We start from the raw sequence: 16,482 nt of genomic DNA on the forward strand, positions 1-16,482 counted from the left end.
CACCCCGCTATTTTTTCTTCTTCCTTCCGTACTTTTCCTTATTTCTTAACTTCGCCATCTCCAGTCCCACACGCATGGCGTTTATAATGGCGTCGACATCCTCCTGGCTGAGTATTTCGCCATCAAGCAAGAGGCCTTCCGTATTCTCAATCCTATGCCTCGTCTCTTCGATTATCTTTTCTATGTCTCGTTCATCCCTGCGCGTGAGTTGGCGGTGATTGGAGCGGCCCAGGAGGTAGTCCACGGTAACATCGAAATAGTCGGCGATTTTTTTCAGGGTCTCCTGGTCTGGCTTCCTTACATTTGTTTCGTATTTTGCGATAGCGGAGTACGATACTTGTAATGCTCGTGCAAGTTCTTCCCTACTAATTCCTTTTTCTTTCCTTAATTCTTGTAATCTTTCGCCGAAATCCATTACGTCCACCTCTTATAATAATTTTATCACATAATGTCCAATTGAAAATAATTTGGACGAAATGGGTAAATATATATTGACGTTGGACTAAATGTCTAGTATAATTACAATTGAGATAACAAAACGGAGGTAACTTACCTTGAGAGAAGCATTAAATACCGCAAGAAAAGTTAAAGGATTCACGGTTAAAGATATTGCCACAAAGTTAGGTATTTCAGAGTCATTTTACTATAAAATTGAAAAAGGTTTACGTAATCCGACGATAAGTCTGGCAAAAAAGATCAGTGAGTTGCTTGAAAAAGATATTGAAGAACTTTTTTTTGACGAAAAATTGGACGGATCGTCCAGCTAAGGAAGTGATCTCTCATGAAAATCGCTATCCTGAAGACCACCATATCCCGCAAAAAACTCCTAAAAGGCGACTTTACCCCTGACAGCGAAGAAATTGTCGGCTATGAAGAAGTAGACGAAGACGAATTTTACGGACCGCTAGTTAGGCTGTTTTCTCAAAAGCTAAAAGAAGCGTACAAAGAATCTGTCTCTAATTAAATTCGACTTATGGAATAATTTTCCTTCTGAACATGATCAATCGATGAATGACTTACCACTTTTCCTAAAAGCGATCATATAAGGGGGTACTTCGATGATACCAAAGATTATCGAAATGGAAGCCGATCTTCCAGATGGCATGACGGAAGAGCAACTAGAAAAACTTCTCCGGCCAAATCTATTAGCATTTGCACGAATATTAGCAAGAGATATAAAGAACCAAAATGTTGCAGAGACCAGACCTAAGCGGAAAGAATGAAATAGAATATTTTCTATGGCTCGAACAGGGGGTAGCATGATGTGGATGCTTGGGTGGAATTTTCGCCGGTAAAAAACAGAAAGATGATATTCGAACTTGCAGAAAGTTTGATGAGAATTAAACCTGTTAGACTTGAAAGTGTACCGTAAGGATGGAAACTGAGTATGTTCCTAGGAAAGGAGAAGAAGGAAGATGCAAAGATGGTCCAGCTGGTCTGAGATGGAGGATCAGTATAGAGAAGGAGCCTTGGCACTGAAAACGGCGCGGGATAGACTGAAAGACGAAGACTATCAAAGAACCATTGCAGATAGAGAGATTATGGGCAGCATGATACGGGATCTGGAGGATACTGCCAGGGTATTGAAGAGGAAGGTGCTGTATGAATTCGGGTCGCTGTCTGAAGACGAGCTTGCCCTTTTGACAGACCGACAGCGGCAAATTGCTGAACTGAGACAGAGATATTCCTATCGAGAGATTGCCGAAAAAACCGGGCTAGCGGTGAACACGGTCTTTTACATATATCAGCAGGCTGTACGAAAACTAAAACAGGCTAAGCGGAAGAAAAAAGAGGGTATTCCACCGGGTCTAAGCCCCCAGCAGAAGGAGATTTACGTACTTTATAGTCGCGGTGTAAAACCTAAGGAAATCGCTTCTAAGCTGAATATATCTAGAGAAGTTGTATATGTGCAGCTCAACAGGATCAAATCCTTAACAAAAATATAGAAAAAATGCCAACAGGCGTAGTATGCCCAAAATATAGAGCCGAAAGGCTCTTTTTATTATTGCCGTAATTTGAAGAGGAGGGGCAATATGAGATCAACAACGTAACTCTTGTCGGCAGGCTCACCAGGGATCCAGAGCTCCGGAAGGCTGGCGATGTTCCTGTATGCTCCTTCACCCTGGCGGTGGACAGGGATTTCCTGAACGGCGAAGGCGAGCGGGAGACTGATTTTATACCCGTTGTGACGTGGAGGAAGCTGGCGGAGACCTGCGCCAATAACCTCAAGAAGGGCCGACTGGTGGGTGTGACGGGCAGGATCCAGGTCCGGCAATGGGAGCAAGAGGGTAAAAAACGTCGGGAAATGGAAGTAGTTGCGGACAGCGTGAGGTTTCTGGACAGGGGTAAAAAAGATGAAGGGCAGTAGACAGCCCTTTTTATTATTTATAGGCTGTGGATATGACGCAGCTGTGGGCCCTGCGGGTTACCCACAGGGCCCACAGCTGCTTGGGCAGCTCTCCGAGCTGCCCACATATCACACAGCCTCTGCTACTATTTTTTTACTTTTTTCCAAATTACAACGTAATATCTATGTTTGTTTAATTTTCTTAAATATTCCAAAAGGTTTCCTTTGTTGAGCTTATACACGTATTTTCTAATAATAAAAGATATTGCGGCAAGCGATATATTTATTATTATGGTCAGCATACTAGCTTTTATTTCCTTTATTTTCGGATTTCCTGGCAATTTCTTAATGAATTTGTGTGGTATAAGATGAGTTTTTACTATAATTTCATCACCTTCCTTTGCAGTTTTCATTATTTCCGGGAAGGCAGAATTTACAAAGTCTTTATAAATTAGATTTAGCGAACGGTTTATAGGATTTCCTATGATGATAGGAAATGAAGAAAATGTATTCATTTGGAGTGATATTTTATGTTTACCCGTCCTGATGTAGACAAAAAATCTGCTGATGGGCTTCAATGCAAGCCAAAGGGAAAAAATGAGCCAAAGGAAATACCTGGAAAAGTTACAGGGGAAATTGAGTATAATAAAACCTGTCAAAATCCAAAAAATAATCCCTCTAATCCCGACTCCATAAACCAAAAAACCGATAAAATCAACAATGCCCATAAAAAACCTCCTTTTCATTGTGAGTTTTTTGGGTCAGAAGATCTGTCGATGGGCCTGGGCAACCTGATAGCGTTTTATTTATTTACGAGGGGCAAATCAATACCCAACGGCAAAATCGTCTATTATTTCATCGAAAATCCGCATTTGTTGGGGAAATATTTTCCAAAGGATGATTTTTATTTTCCTCAATTTATTTTGTGGATGGGAATATGCGGTGTTATTTTTGGCATAAGATGCATACTACTGCCGGAGCGGTGGCCGCAAAAACTGCTAATCGTTTATGATGTCTTTTTTTCTATACTCATGCTTTCAATTCCTGTATATTCAACAATAAAATATCTGACGCCTGGAACAATTTTCAACTTTTTATTTTTTCTGATGGTCTGGGGGATTTTGTTTTTTTCCCGTATTTATTTACTGCATGAAAGCAATTATTATACGAAAAAGGATGATTAAAATGGCAGGGAATTACTTCGCCCGCTTCGGTGAAATTATAGCCCGCAACGGAATAGCCAGTATCCCCGACGCCATATTCTCTTTCCAGAAAGAGCTCGGGTTAAGTGTCGGCGAATGCTGGTTCGTGGCCCAGATACTGCGGTTTAAATGGACCACTGAACTACCGCGGCCTTCTTTGCGAAAAATGGCAGCATATACAGGCGTGAGCGAAAGGACCCTCCATAATTACAAAAATTCGCTTATTGAGAAAGGGTACCTTATTCTTCAAAATCGTTTAGATAGGACGGGCAGAAAAGATACGAACTACTATGACTTTTCTCCCCTTTTTGATGCAATTATAGAGCTCTTAGACGGTAAAGATAATACAGCCAATCCGATTGAAGAAACTGAATTAGAAGATGACGAAAGGGTATCTGAAAATATTTCAGATAGGGGGGTATCTGAAAATTTTTCAGATACTATCTGTAAAAATTTCAGATACCTATCTGAAAATTTTTCAGAACACAAACAGAAGAATATACAAACAGAAGAAGAATATATAAATAACAACAACCCGCCGTCACAGGACGGCGGCAATGATACCCGGCCGGAGGCCGGGGTTGTTGTTTACTTAAAATCTCTGTATTTTGAAATCACTGGTCGGGATAAAGGCAGGCTGATAGAAACGCTTGCGGCTAAACACGGCTGCGAAAAAGTACAAAAGGCTATCGAATACCTCCGCGAACAGCTCAAAAGAAACGACATCGCACGTCCTGAGGGTTTCCTGGTCCGTTTGCTGGAGGAAGACTGGGACCTCTCGACTTTCGATAAAATTCGGCACATGGAAGAGAAAAGAAGCAAGCGAGAGGAAGAACAGAGAAGGCGGCTCGAGGAACTAATGAACATTCGGGCTTCACCCGAGACAGCGCAAAAATACCTGAAGTTAATAAAGCAAAAACTGCGAGGTGATGATGTTGAATCCAAAAACGATATCCTTCTGGAGTGCGGGTGGGAACGCGGGCAAGACCTCCCTGGCGATAGCCTTCGCACTGGCGTTGAGGAAACACAAAACCGAGGTGGTCCTGGCTGACTTTAAGGAGGTCACGCCGCACATTCATAAGTATTTCGGGATTGACTTTCGGGAGAAGTCAGACATATACGAAGCCATAGAAAATGGGCAGGAAGTAGTTGAGGTAGTCAAACGACACCTGTATAAAAAGCAGAGTATATGGATTTTCCCGGGTGTGGGACTTGAAGATTTTGCAAAATTCGAGGTAAAACACTTTTCGGCCATAATCGAAGTGCTTAAGAAAGAGTTTGACCATATTGTGATCGACACCAGCCCGGGGATATTTTTTTCGTCCACCTATGCATCCCTTAAAAACAGCGATCTTGTATATGCCGTTTTACTCTCTAACCGCTGGAGCCTCGAAGACACCGCCATGATGATAGACTTTATCTACAGTAGGTGGAATGTAGAGAAAAGCAGATTTAAAGCACTTCTAAATATGGCGGATTCTGGAGAAATAGACGTTCATACTGTTGAAAGGGTATTGGAGGTCGAGGCCTTCAGCGTAAGGCACGGACAAAAACATATAACCCACGATGTCGATAGGTTAGCGAAAGTTTTATTTGAGAAAGAAACTGTAAAGGGATACCCAATTAGAGCAACCAAGACGTGCTATGAAAAGTCAATAGGCTAGAGCAAAAATTTCTTGACAATCACATAGAAATTCTGTTCACGCATTTTTGCCGGGAGGAGACCATTGATAATCCGGGTCATACGGCCGGTTATCCTTCCAGAGAGAGTAGATCAGGTGAACAAGTTTTCTTGCAACGGCTCCTGTAGCAACATTCGAGTGCTTTCCCTGGCTGCGTTTTTGCTCATAATAAGCCCTCAACTCCGGGTTAAAACGGCGGGCTGAAACAGCGGCTAACCACAAGCTGTTTCTTAAAACAGGGGAACCGCGTTTAGACATACGGTTACGAGTACCCTCAAACAATCCTGAAGCCCTGACTGTAGCATCTAAACCGGCATAAGCTACGAGAGCCCGGGGGTTAGGGAAACGAGAAATATCACCTATCTCACCGATAATTGCGGCAGCCAGGACAGGGCCAATACCTGGAATAGTTTCAATTACGTGGCGATAAGGGGTATCCTTACTAGGACGAAGCTCCTCCATAACCTCGTTAATTGCATCTTCAATAACCTTTATCTGTTCTTCAATAAATTCAATTTGCTCAACCAACAAACGAAGCTGTAATGTGAAAGCGTCTAAAGCCATGGTGATACCGAAGGTCCCCTTAGCCAGAGATTGAATCTTTTTAGCTCTTTCTTCACCGAACCGACCGCGGGAATGTTCTTTCAGGAAAGCAGATAACTCTGAAAGGTCCACTTCGGCTAATTCTTCCGGCTCCGGGTAAGATTTAAGCAGCTCCCTTGAAGTCCGGATAAACACATCGGAGAAGCAGTCTGGGTATTCAGGGAAAATCCTATCCAAAATACCAAGCACCCTGTTCTTAAGGCCACCGACCTGGCGTACGAACTCAAAGCGGAGTCGGGAGAGCGACTGCAATTTGAGGGTTGTTTCGGAAGGGAGTCTGGTCTCGGGGGCTCTTCCCAATCGCAGCAAGTCAGCAAGGAGCAGAGCATCTTTTTGGTCGGTTTTAGTTTTACGCACATAGAGATTCCGCAAAGCATCCGACTGAATGGGATTGATGACATGAAGTTCAAATCCCTGGTTAGTGAGGTAGCAGTAGATAGGGAGCCAGTAATGGCTGGTAGCCTCTAAGCAGAACTTTACGTCATCAGGCTTTAAACCGAGTCTTTCCAATGCCTGCAAAAGCTTATTCATTCCTTTATGGTTATTGTCTAGATGCATTTTTAAGACTATATCACCGGAGTCGTTTACGAGGCATACTTCGTGACTGTGTTTAGCCACATCAATACCGCCATAGAACATGATTTACATCCTCGCTTTCACTGAATTAGGCAGGGTTCCCGCAATCCTCTATAAGTCTCAACCTTGCGCGTAACTCGAGGCATGCAGCAAGCTACATCCGCAACGTGCTCATTCGAGACATCTCATAGAGGAGGGGCTTCACTCTTAATTTCGGGACAGCGAAAGAGCTTCCCAAGGAGGAAGATCGAAGTCCCCTGCCGCTACGAGAAATATTAGCTAAGTTTTATCAGAATTCCTGTGTGGTTGTCAAAAAACTTTGAATGACCCTTAATTACATTATTAAAGCTAACTATATTGTACAAGGAGGTGAGAAGTTTTGGCATTAATTAATCCTTTTGCACCGGAAAATACCGATTATCAGCCTGAACTGGAAATAGACTCTACCGTCAATAGTGCCGTAGAAGAGGTTGTTGCTGAAATTGTAGCCGAATGCCCCGAGCTGGTTGCCGGCGTCGAAAGCGGGGCATGTTCCAGAGCACTTTTGGAGAGCAAAATAAAGGACGTTATCGTTGGTAAGAAAATATATCGCGGCAGTATAGATGCGTTTGTTCGGAAAGTTATGGATGCGCTTTTTGGATATGGACCGCTACATCCTTATATTGAAGACCCTGAGGTATCAGACATACTTGTAAATGCTTTTAATATCGTCTATATCAAAAAATTCGGCAAAAAATTTCGTGTATCTGTAGATTTCGGAAGCGAAGAAAATCTAACGAGATATTGCTACAAAGTAGCTGCCTTATGCGGCGGCAAGCTGGACGAAAACTATAACGCCGAAGCGATCCTTACGGACAGGAAGAGAAACCTGCGGATAGTTATTTCCCTAAAGCCTATCAACGTTCTTTCCCCTTCAATATCAATCAGAAAGCCGACTACAGGATTTTCTCTTCCCGAGCTGGTGGAGAGAAACATGTTAACGGACGAACAGGCTGATTTTTTCCGAAATGCGGTCCTGGAGAAAAAGACAATAGTCATAGCCGGCAAGGGTGGCAGCGGTAAAACGACTCTTTTGGGTGCTCTCATTGATATGGTCCCACATGATGAAAGGGGCCTTTTGATTCAGGAGACATTCGAGATAAAGCCGCGGCATCCGGACGTAATATGTAAACTGGTAAGGATATCCGATAACCCGGAGGTGAAGGACTACACCCTTTTCGAGTTGACCAAAATAGGCCTTTTAATGAGTCTAGACCGCATCTTTATAGGTGAAATAAAAGATAAAGAGGCCATGGACTTCTTTAACGCCGTATATACCGGCCACCGTGGCAGTATGGCTACGGTCCACGCAAATTCCGCTGGTGAGGTTGTCAACAGGTTGATCCTGCTCATGAAAAGGTCCGGAACCGACGTACCGGTGGATGACCTGCGGGAAATGCTCTATGCGTCTCTTGATTTAATAGTGTTTATGGAGGACTATCGGGTTAAGGAAATATTTGAGCCGAAAGGAGGCGGCGGCTTTTGCACTATGTAGCTTTCCTGCAATTTGCTGTTTTATCCACACTTATATACATCACTGCTACCGAAATTCTACGGGCAAAATTCAGGAGGCGGTTGTTCGAAAGCTATTTTTCACGATACAGGAAAGCCTTCGGTTTCCTGGAAAGCAGAAGCAACGTCCTGAAAGGCATAGACGCGCTTGTGGCAAGGTCCGGTATAAAAGGCAAATTACCCTTCCTCGACGCCAAAAACATGGTCTTTGCCAGCTGCATATTATTCCTGGCCGGCATCTACTTCTTCGGCCGGCTTGGATTTGCGGCGCTGTTCTATGCCGCTGCCTTAGTTTATATCCCATATGCCGGCATGATGTTCCTTGCAACGATGAATGCGAAAAAAGTAAAAGCGGCATATCTGACTTTTCTGTCTACGTTCACTGGGTTCTACAATATCGAAGGAAATATCATCAATGCCCTAAAATCCACCGCGGCTTACGTTTCGGAGCCGTTGAGATCTTTCCTAAAAAGAAACGTCTTTTTGTTTGAAAAGACCCAGCGGAGCATTGCTGAATGTCTGGACAATATAGCCTTCGAAGTAGGAGATAAGGAGTTCAGGAAATTCATAAACTTCGCCAAAATGAACGCAAAATACGGCGGCAATTTCGGGAAGGCACTAACAAAACTCCGGGAGCAGGCGGAGAAGCTACATTCTCTCGAGGCTATTGAGTCGGCCAACGCGTTCGTGGGAAGCTTAGTAATACTTTTTATGATCGTGATAAACCTTGTCCTCATGCTGAATGTATCAAACGATCCGGAAGTGGCTCTTGCGATCAGGAATACGGTAACTGGACAGGCTATAGCAATTTCCAACGCCGCCGCTATTATCTTCGGACTCTATATGATCAAAAACATCAATTCTTCCGCATAAAAAGGAGGGATGAAGATTATTTACAGCCTTTTACTCGTACCCGTACTGGCATATGCATTATACAACCTTTTAAGGGAATATGAAATCTATTCTCTCAAAAAAAGAATTTACCGGATAAGGTCGGTCCATGAAATTTCAAAGTTAGTGGGTAAAACGGTGAGGCGGGATATCCTGGAAAGAATAAACGCCAACCTCAAGGCCGCCGGCAGGCCTTTAGGGCTCACCGCCGAGGCCTACATCCTCGCCCGTGCCGGGCTCTTTTTATTTTCGCTGATTTATGTATACCTCACCCACATGGAAGGTATCCAGGCAGTAATGATGCTCTTTTTAGGACTGTTCGGTCTAGACATATACATCCATTTCGCCAAAAAAGAGCGGCTGGAGGCCTTCCGCAGGGAAATGCCGGAAATAGTGGACCTTTTCGAGCTAGGAGCGGCGGCCGACGTGCCGCTGGAAGATATATTCCTCATCACAGCCGAATCAGCCCAAACGAAGGAGGTGAGAAATGCCCTTACGAGGCTCGCCGCCGAATATGTAATGACGCGGGAAAAGGAGGGATGCCTGAGAAGGTTCTGCAATGAAGTAAATCTACCCGAAGCTAACATACTGGCGATGGCTTTACTGCAGGGTGAAAGGACCGGAAGGACGCTTGAGATCCTCTCCACTCTGTCATCCTCACTTTTCAACACCGCGACGGCCAAAATAGCTCGCCAGGATAAGGCTATGGAGTACAAGGTCCTTGCGGCGACCTTTTTCCTTATGGCGTCTATCGTGACGCTTTATATGTATCCATATTTTACGAATATTCAAGGTGGGCTAAAATTACTCTTTTAAGGAGGTTGGTATAAATGTTTAACATGTTAAGGAATCTTTTTCAAAGGGTTAAGGAGGCTGTATGCAACAAGAAAGGCAACGAAATTGTCGCAATAGCGCTGATACTCTTGTTCATCATCCTCGCTGCCGCTCCGTATATCCGCAACCTTGGCCAGACAACCAGCACCGGTATAAGCAACTTAAACACGCAGATGGAGCAGGTACTAAACGGCCAGTAAGGAGGTGCAAAGAGGGGGCGGGTGAACCGCCCCCTACTGAACTATGCTAGATAAAAGCTTCTGGAAAAGGGGAAGCGCCGAAATAGTCGCCTTTGTACTGATACTACCTTTTCTCATACTGCCGATTGCGAACACGGTCAATATGCTCACGGACCTTACGCGATACGACGTCCTGCGCCAGACAGCAAGAGAGGCAATTCTACGAATGGAGATAGAAGGCGGCATGACGCAGGATGCGCTATATGCATTAGAGGCCTTCCTCCAGACGAAAGGTATAGACCTGAACAAAGTCCATATAGACTACACTCCCTACCCCGTAAGCTATGGTGAAGAAGTCAGGCTACGGCTTGCCTACGACTATACGATCAGGCGTTACACGATCACTTTAGGTGGCATACGGAGGATTGACCAGAATGCTACAATGGTTTACGGGCCTATCAGCTCGGTTAGCAAGAAGTATGAAAGATAAAAGGGGCAGTGGGACGATAATCTTCGGCCTGCTTTTCCTCATCCCTTTTATGACATTCAGCCTGTTTCTGATAGAGAGCAGGCTGCTTTATACAGTCAAAAACGCAGCCGACGATGCCGTTACTGCGGCGGCCCTGGCGGCACTCAAAAGCACAAATCCTGTAGATATAGCCTACGGAGAGTACATGCTGGATATCAACACCGCAAGAGAAACATTTTATGAATACCTCCGGAAAAATATGAAGCTCGACGCCGGCATGAACCCCCTGCCGGGAAGCATTGCTGCGGGGGCGGTATATGTGGAGGAGTTTACGGTATATAATCCGGGAAGCTACCCTACATTTTGCTCCCGAGGAACTTACATACAAAACACGGCCATCCATGTGGTGGTGAGGTTTAAAACCAGGAGGGCGGCTTTAAAAGGGCTTTTCGGTGAGTATGTGGATATAACTATACACCGGGATGTTGACAATTATTACAATCTGCAGGAGGAGTAATGGATGTTTGCATTTAAAAGAAAAACGGTCTTAATTGTGATTAGTTTATTACTTGCTACGGGATTAACGTTTTTGCAGTACAGATATTTTAAAAGTATGGCAGAAAGCGATAGAAAGATACAGGTAGTTGTTGCAGCAGCCGACATTGAAGCTGGAGAAGATATAACTGGAAGGATAGGCTTGAAAACAATTCCTCAATCAGCTTACGTAAAAGGCATGTATTTACCGAACGAGAAAGTAAGCGGTTATGCGAAGGTAAACATAAGCGCCGGATCCTATATTTTAAAAGAAATGGTCTCTACTGAAAAAGTTCCTGTAGTGGAAAACGGCATGAGGAGGGTAACTATAGGCGTCAACCTCACATCTTCCCTGGCTGGTAAGATTAGGCCGGGTGATGTGGTGGATGTGGGATGGGTGCCTAAGGAGCAAGAAAAAGGCGCTGGTTCTAAAGTAATAGCTCAAAAAGTTCAGATATACGATGTCGTAAATAAAATGGGAGAAGACACGACTAAAAAAGGCGATAAAAAGAATCAGTATGAAAAAGATATGCTTATTCCTTCCGCGGTAACTTTAATTGTTACACCGGAACAAGCAGTGATGATAAAGTATCACGAAGTCATCGGTAGCTTGTTCCTGGTAGGTTATTAATATTAGAACCGGGATGGAGGATTTTTTATTTTTTTGAAGAAGATAATATAAACTAGAGGTGTTTGTTATGTCAGTCAATATTGTTTACACAATCGGATACGAAGGAATTGATTTAGAACAGTTTATAAATATTATTAAGAAAAATCATATTGATACTATTATAGATGTCAGAAAGAATCCTGTAAGTAGAAAAAAAGGTTTTTCTAAATCGATTTTAAATAAAATATTATTTGAAAATGGCATTAAATATAAGCATATAGAAGAACTTGGGACTCCAAAAGACCTTCGTGAAAAGCTATACCGAACAAAAGATTTTATTATGTTTATTAATGAATACGAGAAAATGCTGCAATCAAATATGTCTTTGCTGGAAGAGCTTTTAAATGAGATTCATCAGGAAAATTGCTGTCTATTGTGTTATGAAAAAAACTATTCTAAATGTCACAGAAGTATATTAGCATGGAACATAAAAAAAATGGATGGTAATGGGTTGATAATAAAGCATTTATAAGGTGGTTTTAATGGGTTCTACCTACAAATGGGAGACAAAAAGAATATTAATTACTGTTAAAGCATATCCACAGCCTTCAAGAAGATATGGCGAGGCTGTATGTGTGGCAGGGATAACCGATGAAGGTAAATGGATAAGATTATATCCTGTTCAATTCAGGGATCTCCCACAAGAAAAGCAATTTAGGAAATATGAATGGATAGAAGCTAAAGTTATAAAATCATCTGATGATACGAGGCCCGAAAGTTATCATGTTGATCCAGATAGTATAAGGAAATTACATTTTGTAGACACTAAAGATAATTGGGCTGAAAGGAAAAAGATTGTTCTTCCCTTGCTAAATAAATCATTAGAAGAATTAATAGAAAAATGCAAGAATGAAAATATATCTCTTGGATTAATTAAACCAAAAGAAGTACTTGATCTTATTATACAAGAAGAACCAGAAAATTGGAGGCCAGAAAAGGAAATATACCTAAGACAAATAAGCTTATTTTCATCGGTACAAAAACAAGTTTTAGAAAAAATACCTTGGTCTTTTGCTTATAAGTTCATTTGTGATGATAAAAAATGCAATAGGGAACATATATTGTCGTATGTTGATTGGGAAATATATCAAAGTTACCGTAGCTGGAGAAAGAAATATAATGATAAGGTACTTAATAAAATCAAAAACAAATATTTCGATTATTTCAAAAATCGAGACTTATATTTTTACGTTGGAACGGTACATAAATTTCATAGGTTTGCCACTTTTGTAGTTATAGGAACATTTTACCCCCCAAAAAGTTAAAAAAGGTATTTAGGATATACTAGAGATTCCGGCCCTGCATCGAGCACCTTCGGGCTCCATGCAGGGCCGAAATTTTGGGCACCTCCGCTTTCGGGCTTACGCCCTGGTGGAAGTGCCCTTTATAAATGCAAAAGCGGTATAGAAAATAACAACAACCCCGGCCTCTGGCCGGGTAAATTATCGCCTCACGGCCCGGCGATTATAACATCCCGGCGCGGGCTTCCGGCAAGGGGTTCGCTTCGCCGCGGTGAGCATAAACGGCCTCCGCCCCGCCTTTGGCGGGTCCCCTCCAATTATCCCTCCCCGCGCCCTTTTTTTGGGTAGCCAAGTCGTGAGGCGGCTCACAGCAAGGACGGGGTCGGGAGTGCATGACCCCGTCGACAGCACCTTAACCCCCGGCTCTCGAAGCCAGGCCGTAAGCACGGGGAAAAAAGTAAAAATGTTGGAGGGGTGTAAATGAAAGGTCATCAAATGGATTACGAATTGAGTTATATCTTATGGCGAGGTATACATGATGCTCTTGAAAAAGCTATCGAAAGAAGAGATAAGAAGGCGGTTGAACCTTTAAAAAGGGCGGTAGAATATTACAACAAACATTTCGTCACTAGCGGCAAGTATCTGGAGGATCTATTAAGTAAATTGGAATCCCTTAAAGGGGGTAATTGAGATAACATACCTATTCGTTATAGTTGTCTTAGGCTATTTAAGTTGGGTTGATATTAAAAAGAGGGAAGTGCCGGACTGGGCAGTACTTGCCCTCTTTATTTATTCCCTGTTTGCTTGCCGTAATCTTAAAGAAGGCTTTATTATAGGAGGCTTTGTTTTTATTACTCATTTATTGGTTGCAATAGCGGCCAGCGGAAGTATTGGTGGCGGGGATATCAAGCTCATAAGCGTCTTAGCTTTTTTGATGGGCCGTGATTTCTTCCTTATAACCCTGTCGTTGGCCGGGTTAATGTTAGCAACGCTCATATATGCTTTGGTCACCGGAAAGGGATTGAGATATTCAATTCCATTAGTGCCGTATTTATTTCTCTCATTTCTCATTTCATGGGGGTGTTTTTTTGAAGGATAGTATGAGGCTCTTCACCACTATGGCGAGAGGAGAGGACGGGCTGTATTCCGTCGAAATCACAAGGGGATACTGTGACGGAAAATGCGTTTTTTGCAGGAGGTGCTACGAAAACCGAGATATTCTAAAGCCGGTAAACTCGTATGAGGCTGATTTCTACGAAGAACACTTCGTCAATCACCAGGCGAGAGTCGCAGGACTTTGTGCTAAAGTAGCTGAGTATATAGCTTTGGAACAAAAAAAAGCGACAGTACTTATACAGGCTGCACTCTTGCACGACATAGGAAAAATCTTTATTCCTAGTGCTGTTTTTATGAAAAAGGGAAGGCTGACGCCCGAAGAATTTGAGGTGGTCAAGTGTCATGCGGTGCTGGGTGCTTTTTATTTAAAGGGTCGGGGGTTTCCGGCAAGTGTGACGGAAGCAGTTAAACATCACCACGAAAGGTACGACGGAGCCGGCTATCCTGACGGTCTGAAAGGAGACCACATACCGCTTTTAGCAAGGATAATTGCTGTCTGTGATGCCGCTGATGCAATGTTGGTAGGCAGACATTACAGAGCGGCTATTAGTAGAAAAATGGTAATTGATGAACTCTTAAGGAATTCAGGGAGCCAGTTTGATCCTGATGTGGTAAATGTAATGGTCGAAATTATAAACGAGGAGGCGGTCGTAAATGTTTAAAATTGGTTTGGACTTAGGGTATGGGTACGTGAAGGGCGTGAACGAGGCCGGTAAAGTTGCGGTATTTCCTTCGCTTGTAGGAAATGCATATGAAAGGCCTTTGAAAAGCTTATTTGAGAATAATCAGGAAAAAGTAATTGATAACATGCATCTGGTAGTTGTGAACGGTGAAAAGCTGGAGTTTTTTGTTGGAGAGTTGGCAAGGAGGGAAAGCAGGAACGTTTCGTATGCTTTTGACCAGAACAAGATAAATCATCCGAATACCAGGGCCCTTCTTGCCGCGGCGTCAATTCTTTTGTTTCCCGCAGAGGATTTACCAATTCATTTAGTTTCTGGACTTCCACTTGAGGAATATATCCATAAAAAAGACGAGTTTAAAGAGATGTTAAAGGGATATAAGGTTCTAGCATGCTTTAAAGGAGATGAAAAGGTAAAAGTAATCAAATTCGATAAGGTCACCATCTTTCCCCAAGCGGCAGGGGCCGTTTACTACGCTATCTGGGGAGATCTCCAGAATTATCTTATCAGAGGAAGTTACTTAGGATTGATAGATATAGGTTTTAAGACTACAGATTTTATTGTTTTTCTTGTAGATAATCGGTTGGTGCTCAGGGAGGATCTTTCAGGAACTATTGATATCGGAATATCGTCACTCTACAATATGGCCGATAAACTTTTTACACAAAAGACTGGCGGTAAACTGGATATCCCCGAACTTATGCGTCTCATATGCGACGGCAGAATATTTTTCCGCGGCAGGCAATTGGATTTTTCGGAAGAACTAAAGGCTAAAAAAGCTGAAATAGCCCAAGTAATAAAGGACAGACTCAAAGCAGTATGGGGAAATAAGCTAGACTTTTTCAACACCGTATTCCTGGCCGGCGGTGGTGCGAAGGACCTACAGGAATTCCTTACGGATATATACGAAAACACGGTAATAGTTAAGGACCCCCAGCTTGCCAACGCAAGAGGCTTTTTAAAGGTAGCAGAGCTAGAGGAAAAGAAGGTGGCCAAATGATATATAACCCCTACGAGAATGCCTGGAATCTCATGAAGCAGATGGCCGAAGAATATATGAGAGAGAAGAACTACCTCACTTCGAGAGAATTTAAATATATCATTCGACTTTGCGAGAAGAGTATAAACATGTTTACGGCCTTAAGTCCAGATGATACAACGGTTTAAGAGAGCTATTTTTGTTTTTTGTAATACATTTCTATTAAGGATAATGTTTACATCCTCTAACCCTGGCTTTATACCGTTTCTAGTTTATTGATTTTTAATTTGTATTACAACTATACCTAACCTTATGTTTACACCTCCAAACCGCTGAATACAGATGGTTTTACAGGATTATTTTTTCGTTTTTGTATTACATTCTAATTGTGTTTGAAGCACGGTGTAATACATTTTTCGATTTAACAGTCTATTTACCTTTATTGGATGCAGTTTAGAGAGTGTAAACTTATATGGGAGTGAAGAGTATTGAAGGTATACAGCTTTAGGCTTGGAAAAGGAGATGAGGACATTGAACAACTACTGAAGGGGCTGGCTAGGAATGAGAGAAGTCAATACATAAAAAATGCGCTACGGTTTTATAGAGATTTCGGTGAAAAAATTTCAAAAATAGAAGCAATGCTTGAGAAGATTGAAGCTTCCGGATTTTACCCACCGGGCCCACGGGAAGAAGCAGAGCCGGAACAGGCCGGCTATGACACGGCAGAAAAAATGCTTATCGAAAGCCTTGAAAATATCCTATCTTTCTAAGGCCTGTCGATATGCCGGCCCCGTGGGGGTAAAATCTCTCTTTTTATGGCTTTCTTTTTAAATGCAGGATAAGGCGCACCGCGCATGACGACGACACACAACAGGCAGAGCCTGTTGGTTCCTGCATTTATAAGCGACGCACTTTGCACCGCTTTTGA

Annotated in this window: 25 protein-coding genes; 22 read left to right on the forward strand and 3 right to left on the reverse strand. The window is 42.7% G+C overall.

The window, feature by feature from the left end; all coding sequences use genetic code 11:
• Positions 1-7: 7 nt before the first annotated feature.
• A complete protein-coding gene (locus TOCE_RS02050; protein WP_013275230.1) occupies positions 8-415 on the reverse strand; it encodes a helix-turn-helix domain-containing protein in 408 nt (135 codons plus the stop codon).
• A gap of 139 nt (positions 416-554) precedes the next feature.
• Between TOCE_RS02050 and TOCE_RS02055 the strand changes: the two genes are divergently transcribed.
• From TOCE_RS02055 to TOCE_RS02070, 5 genes are all read left to right on the forward strand, one after another.
• Complete coding sequence (locus tag TOCE_RS02055) at positions 555-767, forward strand: helix-turn-helix transcriptional regulator (protein ID WP_013275231.1); 213 nt, start codon at positions 555-557, stop codon at positions 765-767.
• 14 nt (positions 768-781) lie between these two features.
• Positions 782-964, forward strand: a complete 183-nt coding sequence (locus TOCE_RS02060; RefSeq protein WP_013275232.1) for a hypothetical protein — start codon at positions 782-784, stop codon at positions 962-964.
• Between the two features lie 94 nt (positions 965-1,058).
• Positions 1,059-1,223 carry a hypothetical protein gene (locus TOCE_RS12240; RefSeq protein ID WP_013275233.1) on the forward strand — a complete coding sequence of 55 codons (165 nt, stop codon included), beginning with the start codon at positions 1,059-1,061 and terminating at the stop codon, positions 1,221-1,223.
• Between the two features lie 192 nt (positions 1,224-1,415).
• On the forward strand, positions 1,416-1,946 hold the full coding sequence (locus TOCE_RS02065) for a sigma factor-like helix-turn-helix DNA-binding protein (RefSeq protein ID WP_013275234.1): 531 nt from the start codon (positions 1,416-1,418) through the stop codon (positions 1,944-1,946).
• 92 nt (positions 1,947-2,038) lie between these two features.
• Positions 2,039-2,368 carry a single-stranded DNA-binding protein gene (locus TOCE_RS02070; RefSeq protein ID WP_083768454.1) on the forward strand — a complete coding sequence of 110 codons (330 nt, stop codon included), beginning with the start codon at positions 2,039-2,041 and terminating at the stop codon, positions 2,366-2,368.
• A gap of 125 nt (positions 2,369-2,493) precedes the next feature.
• Here TOCE_RS02070 and TOCE_RS12045 read toward each other — a convergent pair whose 3' ends face one another.
• On the reverse strand, positions 2,494-2,862 hold the full coding sequence (locus TOCE_RS12045; RefSeq protein WP_187286581.1) for a hypothetical protein: 369 nt from the start codon (positions 2,860-2,862) through the stop codon (positions 2,494-2,496).
• 15 nt (positions 2,863-2,877) lie between these two features.
• Here TOCE_RS12045 and TOCE_RS12050 point away from each other — a divergent pair, with 15 nt between their 5' ends.
• The 3 genes from TOCE_RS12050 to TOCE_RS02090 are packed head-to-tail and all read left to right on the forward strand — an operon-like array spanning position 2,878 to position 5,213.
• Positions 2,878-3,531, forward strand: a complete 654-nt coding sequence (locus TOCE_RS12050) for a hypothetical protein (protein WP_148218364.1) — start codon at positions 2,878-2,880, stop codon at positions 3,529-3,531.
• Between the two features lies 1 nt (position 3,532).
• Positions 3,533-4,600 carry a helix-turn-helix domain-containing protein gene (locus tag TOCE_RS12385; RefSeq protein ID WP_223156831.1) on the forward strand — a complete coding sequence of 356 codons (1,068 nt, stop codon included), beginning with the start codon at positions 3,533-3,535 and terminating at the stop codon, positions 4,598-4,600.
• On the forward strand, positions 4,482-5,213 hold the full coding sequence (locus TOCE_RS02090; RefSeq protein ID WP_425358470.1) for a CpaE/TadZ family protein: 732 nt from the start codon (positions 4,482-4,484) through the stop codon (positions 5,211-5,213). The genes TOCE_RS12385 and TOCE_RS02090 overlap by 119 nt, the downstream gene beginning before the upstream one ends.
• A 36-nt stretch (positions 5,214-5,249) precedes the next feature.
• On the opposite strand, the gene TOCE_RS02095 is transcribed toward TOCE_RS02090, so the two are convergent.
• A complete protein-coding gene (locus tag TOCE_RS02095; RefSeq protein ID WP_013275237.1) occupies positions 5,250-6,473 on the reverse strand; it encodes an IS110 family RNA-guided transposase in 1,224 nt (407 codons plus the stop codon).
• A 316-nt stretch (positions 6,474-6,789) separates the two neighbouring features.
• Here TOCE_RS02095 and TOCE_RS02100 point away from each other — a divergent pair, with 316 nt between their 5' ends.
• The 14 genes from TOCE_RS02100 to TOCE_RS02165 all read left to right on the forward strand — a co-directional run bounded on the left by TOCE_RS02100 (position 6,790) and on the right by TOCE_RS02165 (position 16,324).
• Positions 6,790-7,944, forward strand: coding sequence for a TadA family conjugal transfer-associated ATPase (locus tag TOCE_RS02100; protein ID WP_013275238.1), 1,155 nt, complete (start codon positions 6,790-6,792; stop codon positions 7,942-7,944).
• Positions 7,932-8,834: a hypothetical protein gene (locus TOCE_RS02105; protein ID WP_013275239.1), complete on the forward strand. Its 903-nt coding sequence runs from the start codon at positions 7,932-7,934 to the stop codon at positions 8,832-8,834. The genes TOCE_RS02100 and TOCE_RS02105 overlap by 13 nt, the downstream gene beginning before the upstream one ends.
• 9 nt (positions 8,835-8,843) lie before the next feature.
• Entirely contained in the window at positions 8,844-9,668 is an 825-nt protein-coding gene (locus TOCE_RS02110) for a type II secretion system F family protein (protein WP_013275240.1), read from the forward strand.
• A 14-nt stretch (positions 9,669-9,682) separates the two neighbouring features.
• Positions 9,683-9,886: a hypothetical protein gene (locus TOCE_RS02115; RefSeq protein WP_013275241.1), complete on the forward strand. Its 204-nt coding sequence runs from the start codon at positions 9,683-9,685 to the stop codon at positions 9,884-9,886.
• A 43-nt stretch (positions 9,887-9,929) separates the two neighbouring features.
• A complete protein-coding gene (locus TOCE_RS02120; protein WP_013275242.1) occupies positions 9,930-10,355 on the forward strand; it encodes a hypothetical protein in 426 nt (141 codons plus the stop codon).
• Positions 10,345-10,851, forward strand: coding sequence for a hypothetical protein (locus TOCE_RS02125; RefSeq protein WP_187286582.1), 507 nt, complete (start codon positions 10,345-10,347; stop codon positions 10,849-10,851). Before TOCE_RS02120 ends, TOCE_RS02125 begins: the two co-directional genes overlap by 11 nt.
• A 3-nt stretch (positions 10,852-10,854) precedes the next feature.
• Positions 10,855-11,499 (forward strand): Flp pilus assembly protein CpaB, encoded by a 645-nt coding sequence (cpaB, locus tag TOCE_RS02130; RefSeq protein WP_013275244.1) that lies wholly within the window; start codon positions 10,855-10,857, stop codon positions 11,497-11,499.
• 67 nt (positions 11,500-11,566) lie between these two features.
• Positions 11,567-12,010, forward strand: coding sequence for a DUF488 domain-containing protein (locus TOCE_RS02135; RefSeq protein ID WP_013275245.1), 444 nt, complete (start codon positions 11,567-11,569; stop codon positions 12,008-12,010).
• A gap of 10 nt (positions 12,011-12,020) precedes the next feature.
• Complete coding sequence (locus TOCE_RS02140; protein ID WP_013275246.1) at positions 12,021-12,803, forward strand: hypothetical protein; 783 nt, start codon at positions 12,021-12,023, stop codon at positions 12,801-12,803.
• A gap of 456 nt (positions 12,804-13,259) precedes the next feature.
• Positions 13,260-13,469, forward strand: a complete 210-nt coding sequence (locus TOCE_RS02145; RefSeq protein WP_013275247.1) for a hypothetical protein — start codon at positions 13,260-13,262, stop codon at positions 13,467-13,469.
• A 19-nt stretch (positions 13,470-13,488) separates the two neighbouring features.
• Positions 13,489-13,878 (forward strand): prepilin peptidase, encoded by a 390-nt coding sequence (locus TOCE_RS02150; protein WP_281054647.1) that lies wholly within the window; start codon positions 13,489-13,491, stop codon positions 13,876-13,878.
• Positions 13,868-14,557 carry an HD-GYP domain-containing protein gene (locus tag TOCE_RS02155; RefSeq protein ID WP_013275248.1) on the forward strand — a complete coding sequence of 230 codons (690 nt, stop codon included), beginning with the start codon at positions 13,868-13,870 and terminating at the stop codon, positions 14,555-14,557. Before TOCE_RS02150 ends, TOCE_RS02155 begins: the two co-directional genes overlap by 11 nt.
• Positions 14,550-15,575, forward strand: coding sequence for a ParM/StbA family protein (locus TOCE_RS02160; protein WP_013275249.1), 1,026 nt, complete (start codon positions 14,550-14,552; stop codon positions 15,573-15,575). The genes TOCE_RS02155 and TOCE_RS02160 overlap by 8 nt, the downstream gene beginning before the upstream one ends.
• Positions 15,576-16,042: 467 nt before the next feature.
• Positions 16,043-16,324, forward strand: coding sequence for a hypothetical protein (locus tag TOCE_RS02165; protein WP_013275251.1), 282 nt, complete (start codon positions 16,043-16,045; stop codon positions 16,322-16,324).
• The last annotated feature ends 158 nt before the right edge of the window (positions 16,325-16,482 follow it).

The organism is Thermosediminibacter oceani DSM 16646 (assembly GCF_000144645.1).
Classification (GTDB): Bacteria; Bacillota; Thermosediminibacteria; order Thermosediminibacterales; family Thermosediminibacteraceae; genus Thermosediminibacter; species Thermosediminibacter oceani.

Excerpts from the sequence above, each read along its gene's own strand:
- TOCE_RS02050 (WP_013275230.1), bottom strand. The coding sequence starts at position 415 with ATGGATTTCGGCGAAAGATTACAAGAATTAAGGAAAGAAAAAGGAATT.
- TOCE_RS02060 (WP_013275232.1), top strand. The coding sequence starts at position 782 with ATGAAAATCGCTATCCTGAAGACCACCATATCCCGCAAAAAACTCCTA.
- TOCE_RS12240 (WP_013275233.1), top strand. The coding sequence starts at position 1,059 with ATGATACCAAAGATTATCGAAATGGAAGCCGATCTTCCAGATGGCATG.
- TOCE_RS02065 (WP_013275234.1), top strand. The coding sequence starts at position 1,416 with ATGCAAAGATGGTCCAGCTGGTCTGAGATGGAGGATCAGTATAGAGAA.
- TOCE_RS12045 (WP_187286581.1), bottom strand. The coding sequence starts at position 2,862 with ATGAATACATTTTCTTCATTTCCTATCATCATAGGAAATCCTATAAAC.
- TOCE_RS12050 (WP_148218364.1), top strand. The coding sequence starts at position 2,878 with ATGTTTACCCGTCCTGATGTAGACAAAAAATCTGCTGATGGGCTTCAA.
- TOCE_RS12385 (WP_223156831.1), top strand. The coding sequence starts at position 3,533 with ATGGCAGGGAATTACTTCGCCCGCTTCGGTGAAATTATAGCCCGCAAC.
- TOCE_RS02090 (WP_425358470.1), top strand. The coding sequence starts at position 4,482 with ATGTTGAATCCAAAAACGATATCCTTCTGGAGTGCGGGTGGGAACGCG.
- TOCE_RS02095 (WP_013275237.1), bottom strand. The coding sequence starts at position 6,473 with ATGTTCTATGGCGGTATTGATGTGGCTAAACACAGTCACGAAGTATGC.
- TOCE_RS02110 (WP_013275240.1), top strand. The coding sequence starts at position 8,844 with ATGAAGATTATTTACAGCCTTTTACTCGTACCCGTACTGGCATATGCA.
- TOCE_RS02115 (WP_013275241.1), top strand. The coding sequence starts at position 9,683 with ATGTTTAACATGTTAAGGAATCTTTTTCAAAGGGTTAAGGAGGCTGTA.
- TOCE_RS02120 (WP_013275242.1), top strand. The coding sequence starts at position 9,930 with ATGCTAGATAAAAGCTTCTGGAAAAGGGGAAGCGCCGAAATAGTCGCC.
- TOCE_RS02125 (WP_187286582.1), top strand. The coding sequence starts at position 10,345 with ATGAAAGATAAAAGGGGCAGTGGGACGATAATCTTCGGCCTGCTTTTC.
- cpaB (WP_013275244.1), top strand. The coding sequence starts at position 10,855 with ATGTTTGCATTTAAAAGAAAAACGGTCTTAATTGTGATTAGTTTATTA.
- TOCE_RS02135 (WP_013275245.1), top strand. The coding sequence starts at position 11,567 with ATGTCAGTCAATATTGTTTACACAATCGGATACGAAGGAATTGATTTA.
- TOCE_RS02140 (WP_013275246.1), top strand. The coding sequence starts at position 12,021 with ATGGGTTCTACCTACAAATGGGAGACAAAAAGAATATTAATTACTGTT.
- TOCE_RS02145 (WP_013275247.1), top strand. The coding sequence starts at position 13,260 with ATGAAAGGTCATCAAATGGATTACGAATTGAGTTATATCTTATGGCGA.
- TOCE_RS02160 (WP_013275249.1), top strand. The coding sequence starts at position 14,550 with ATGTTTAAAATTGGTTTGGACTTAGGGTATGGGTACGTGAAGGGCGTG.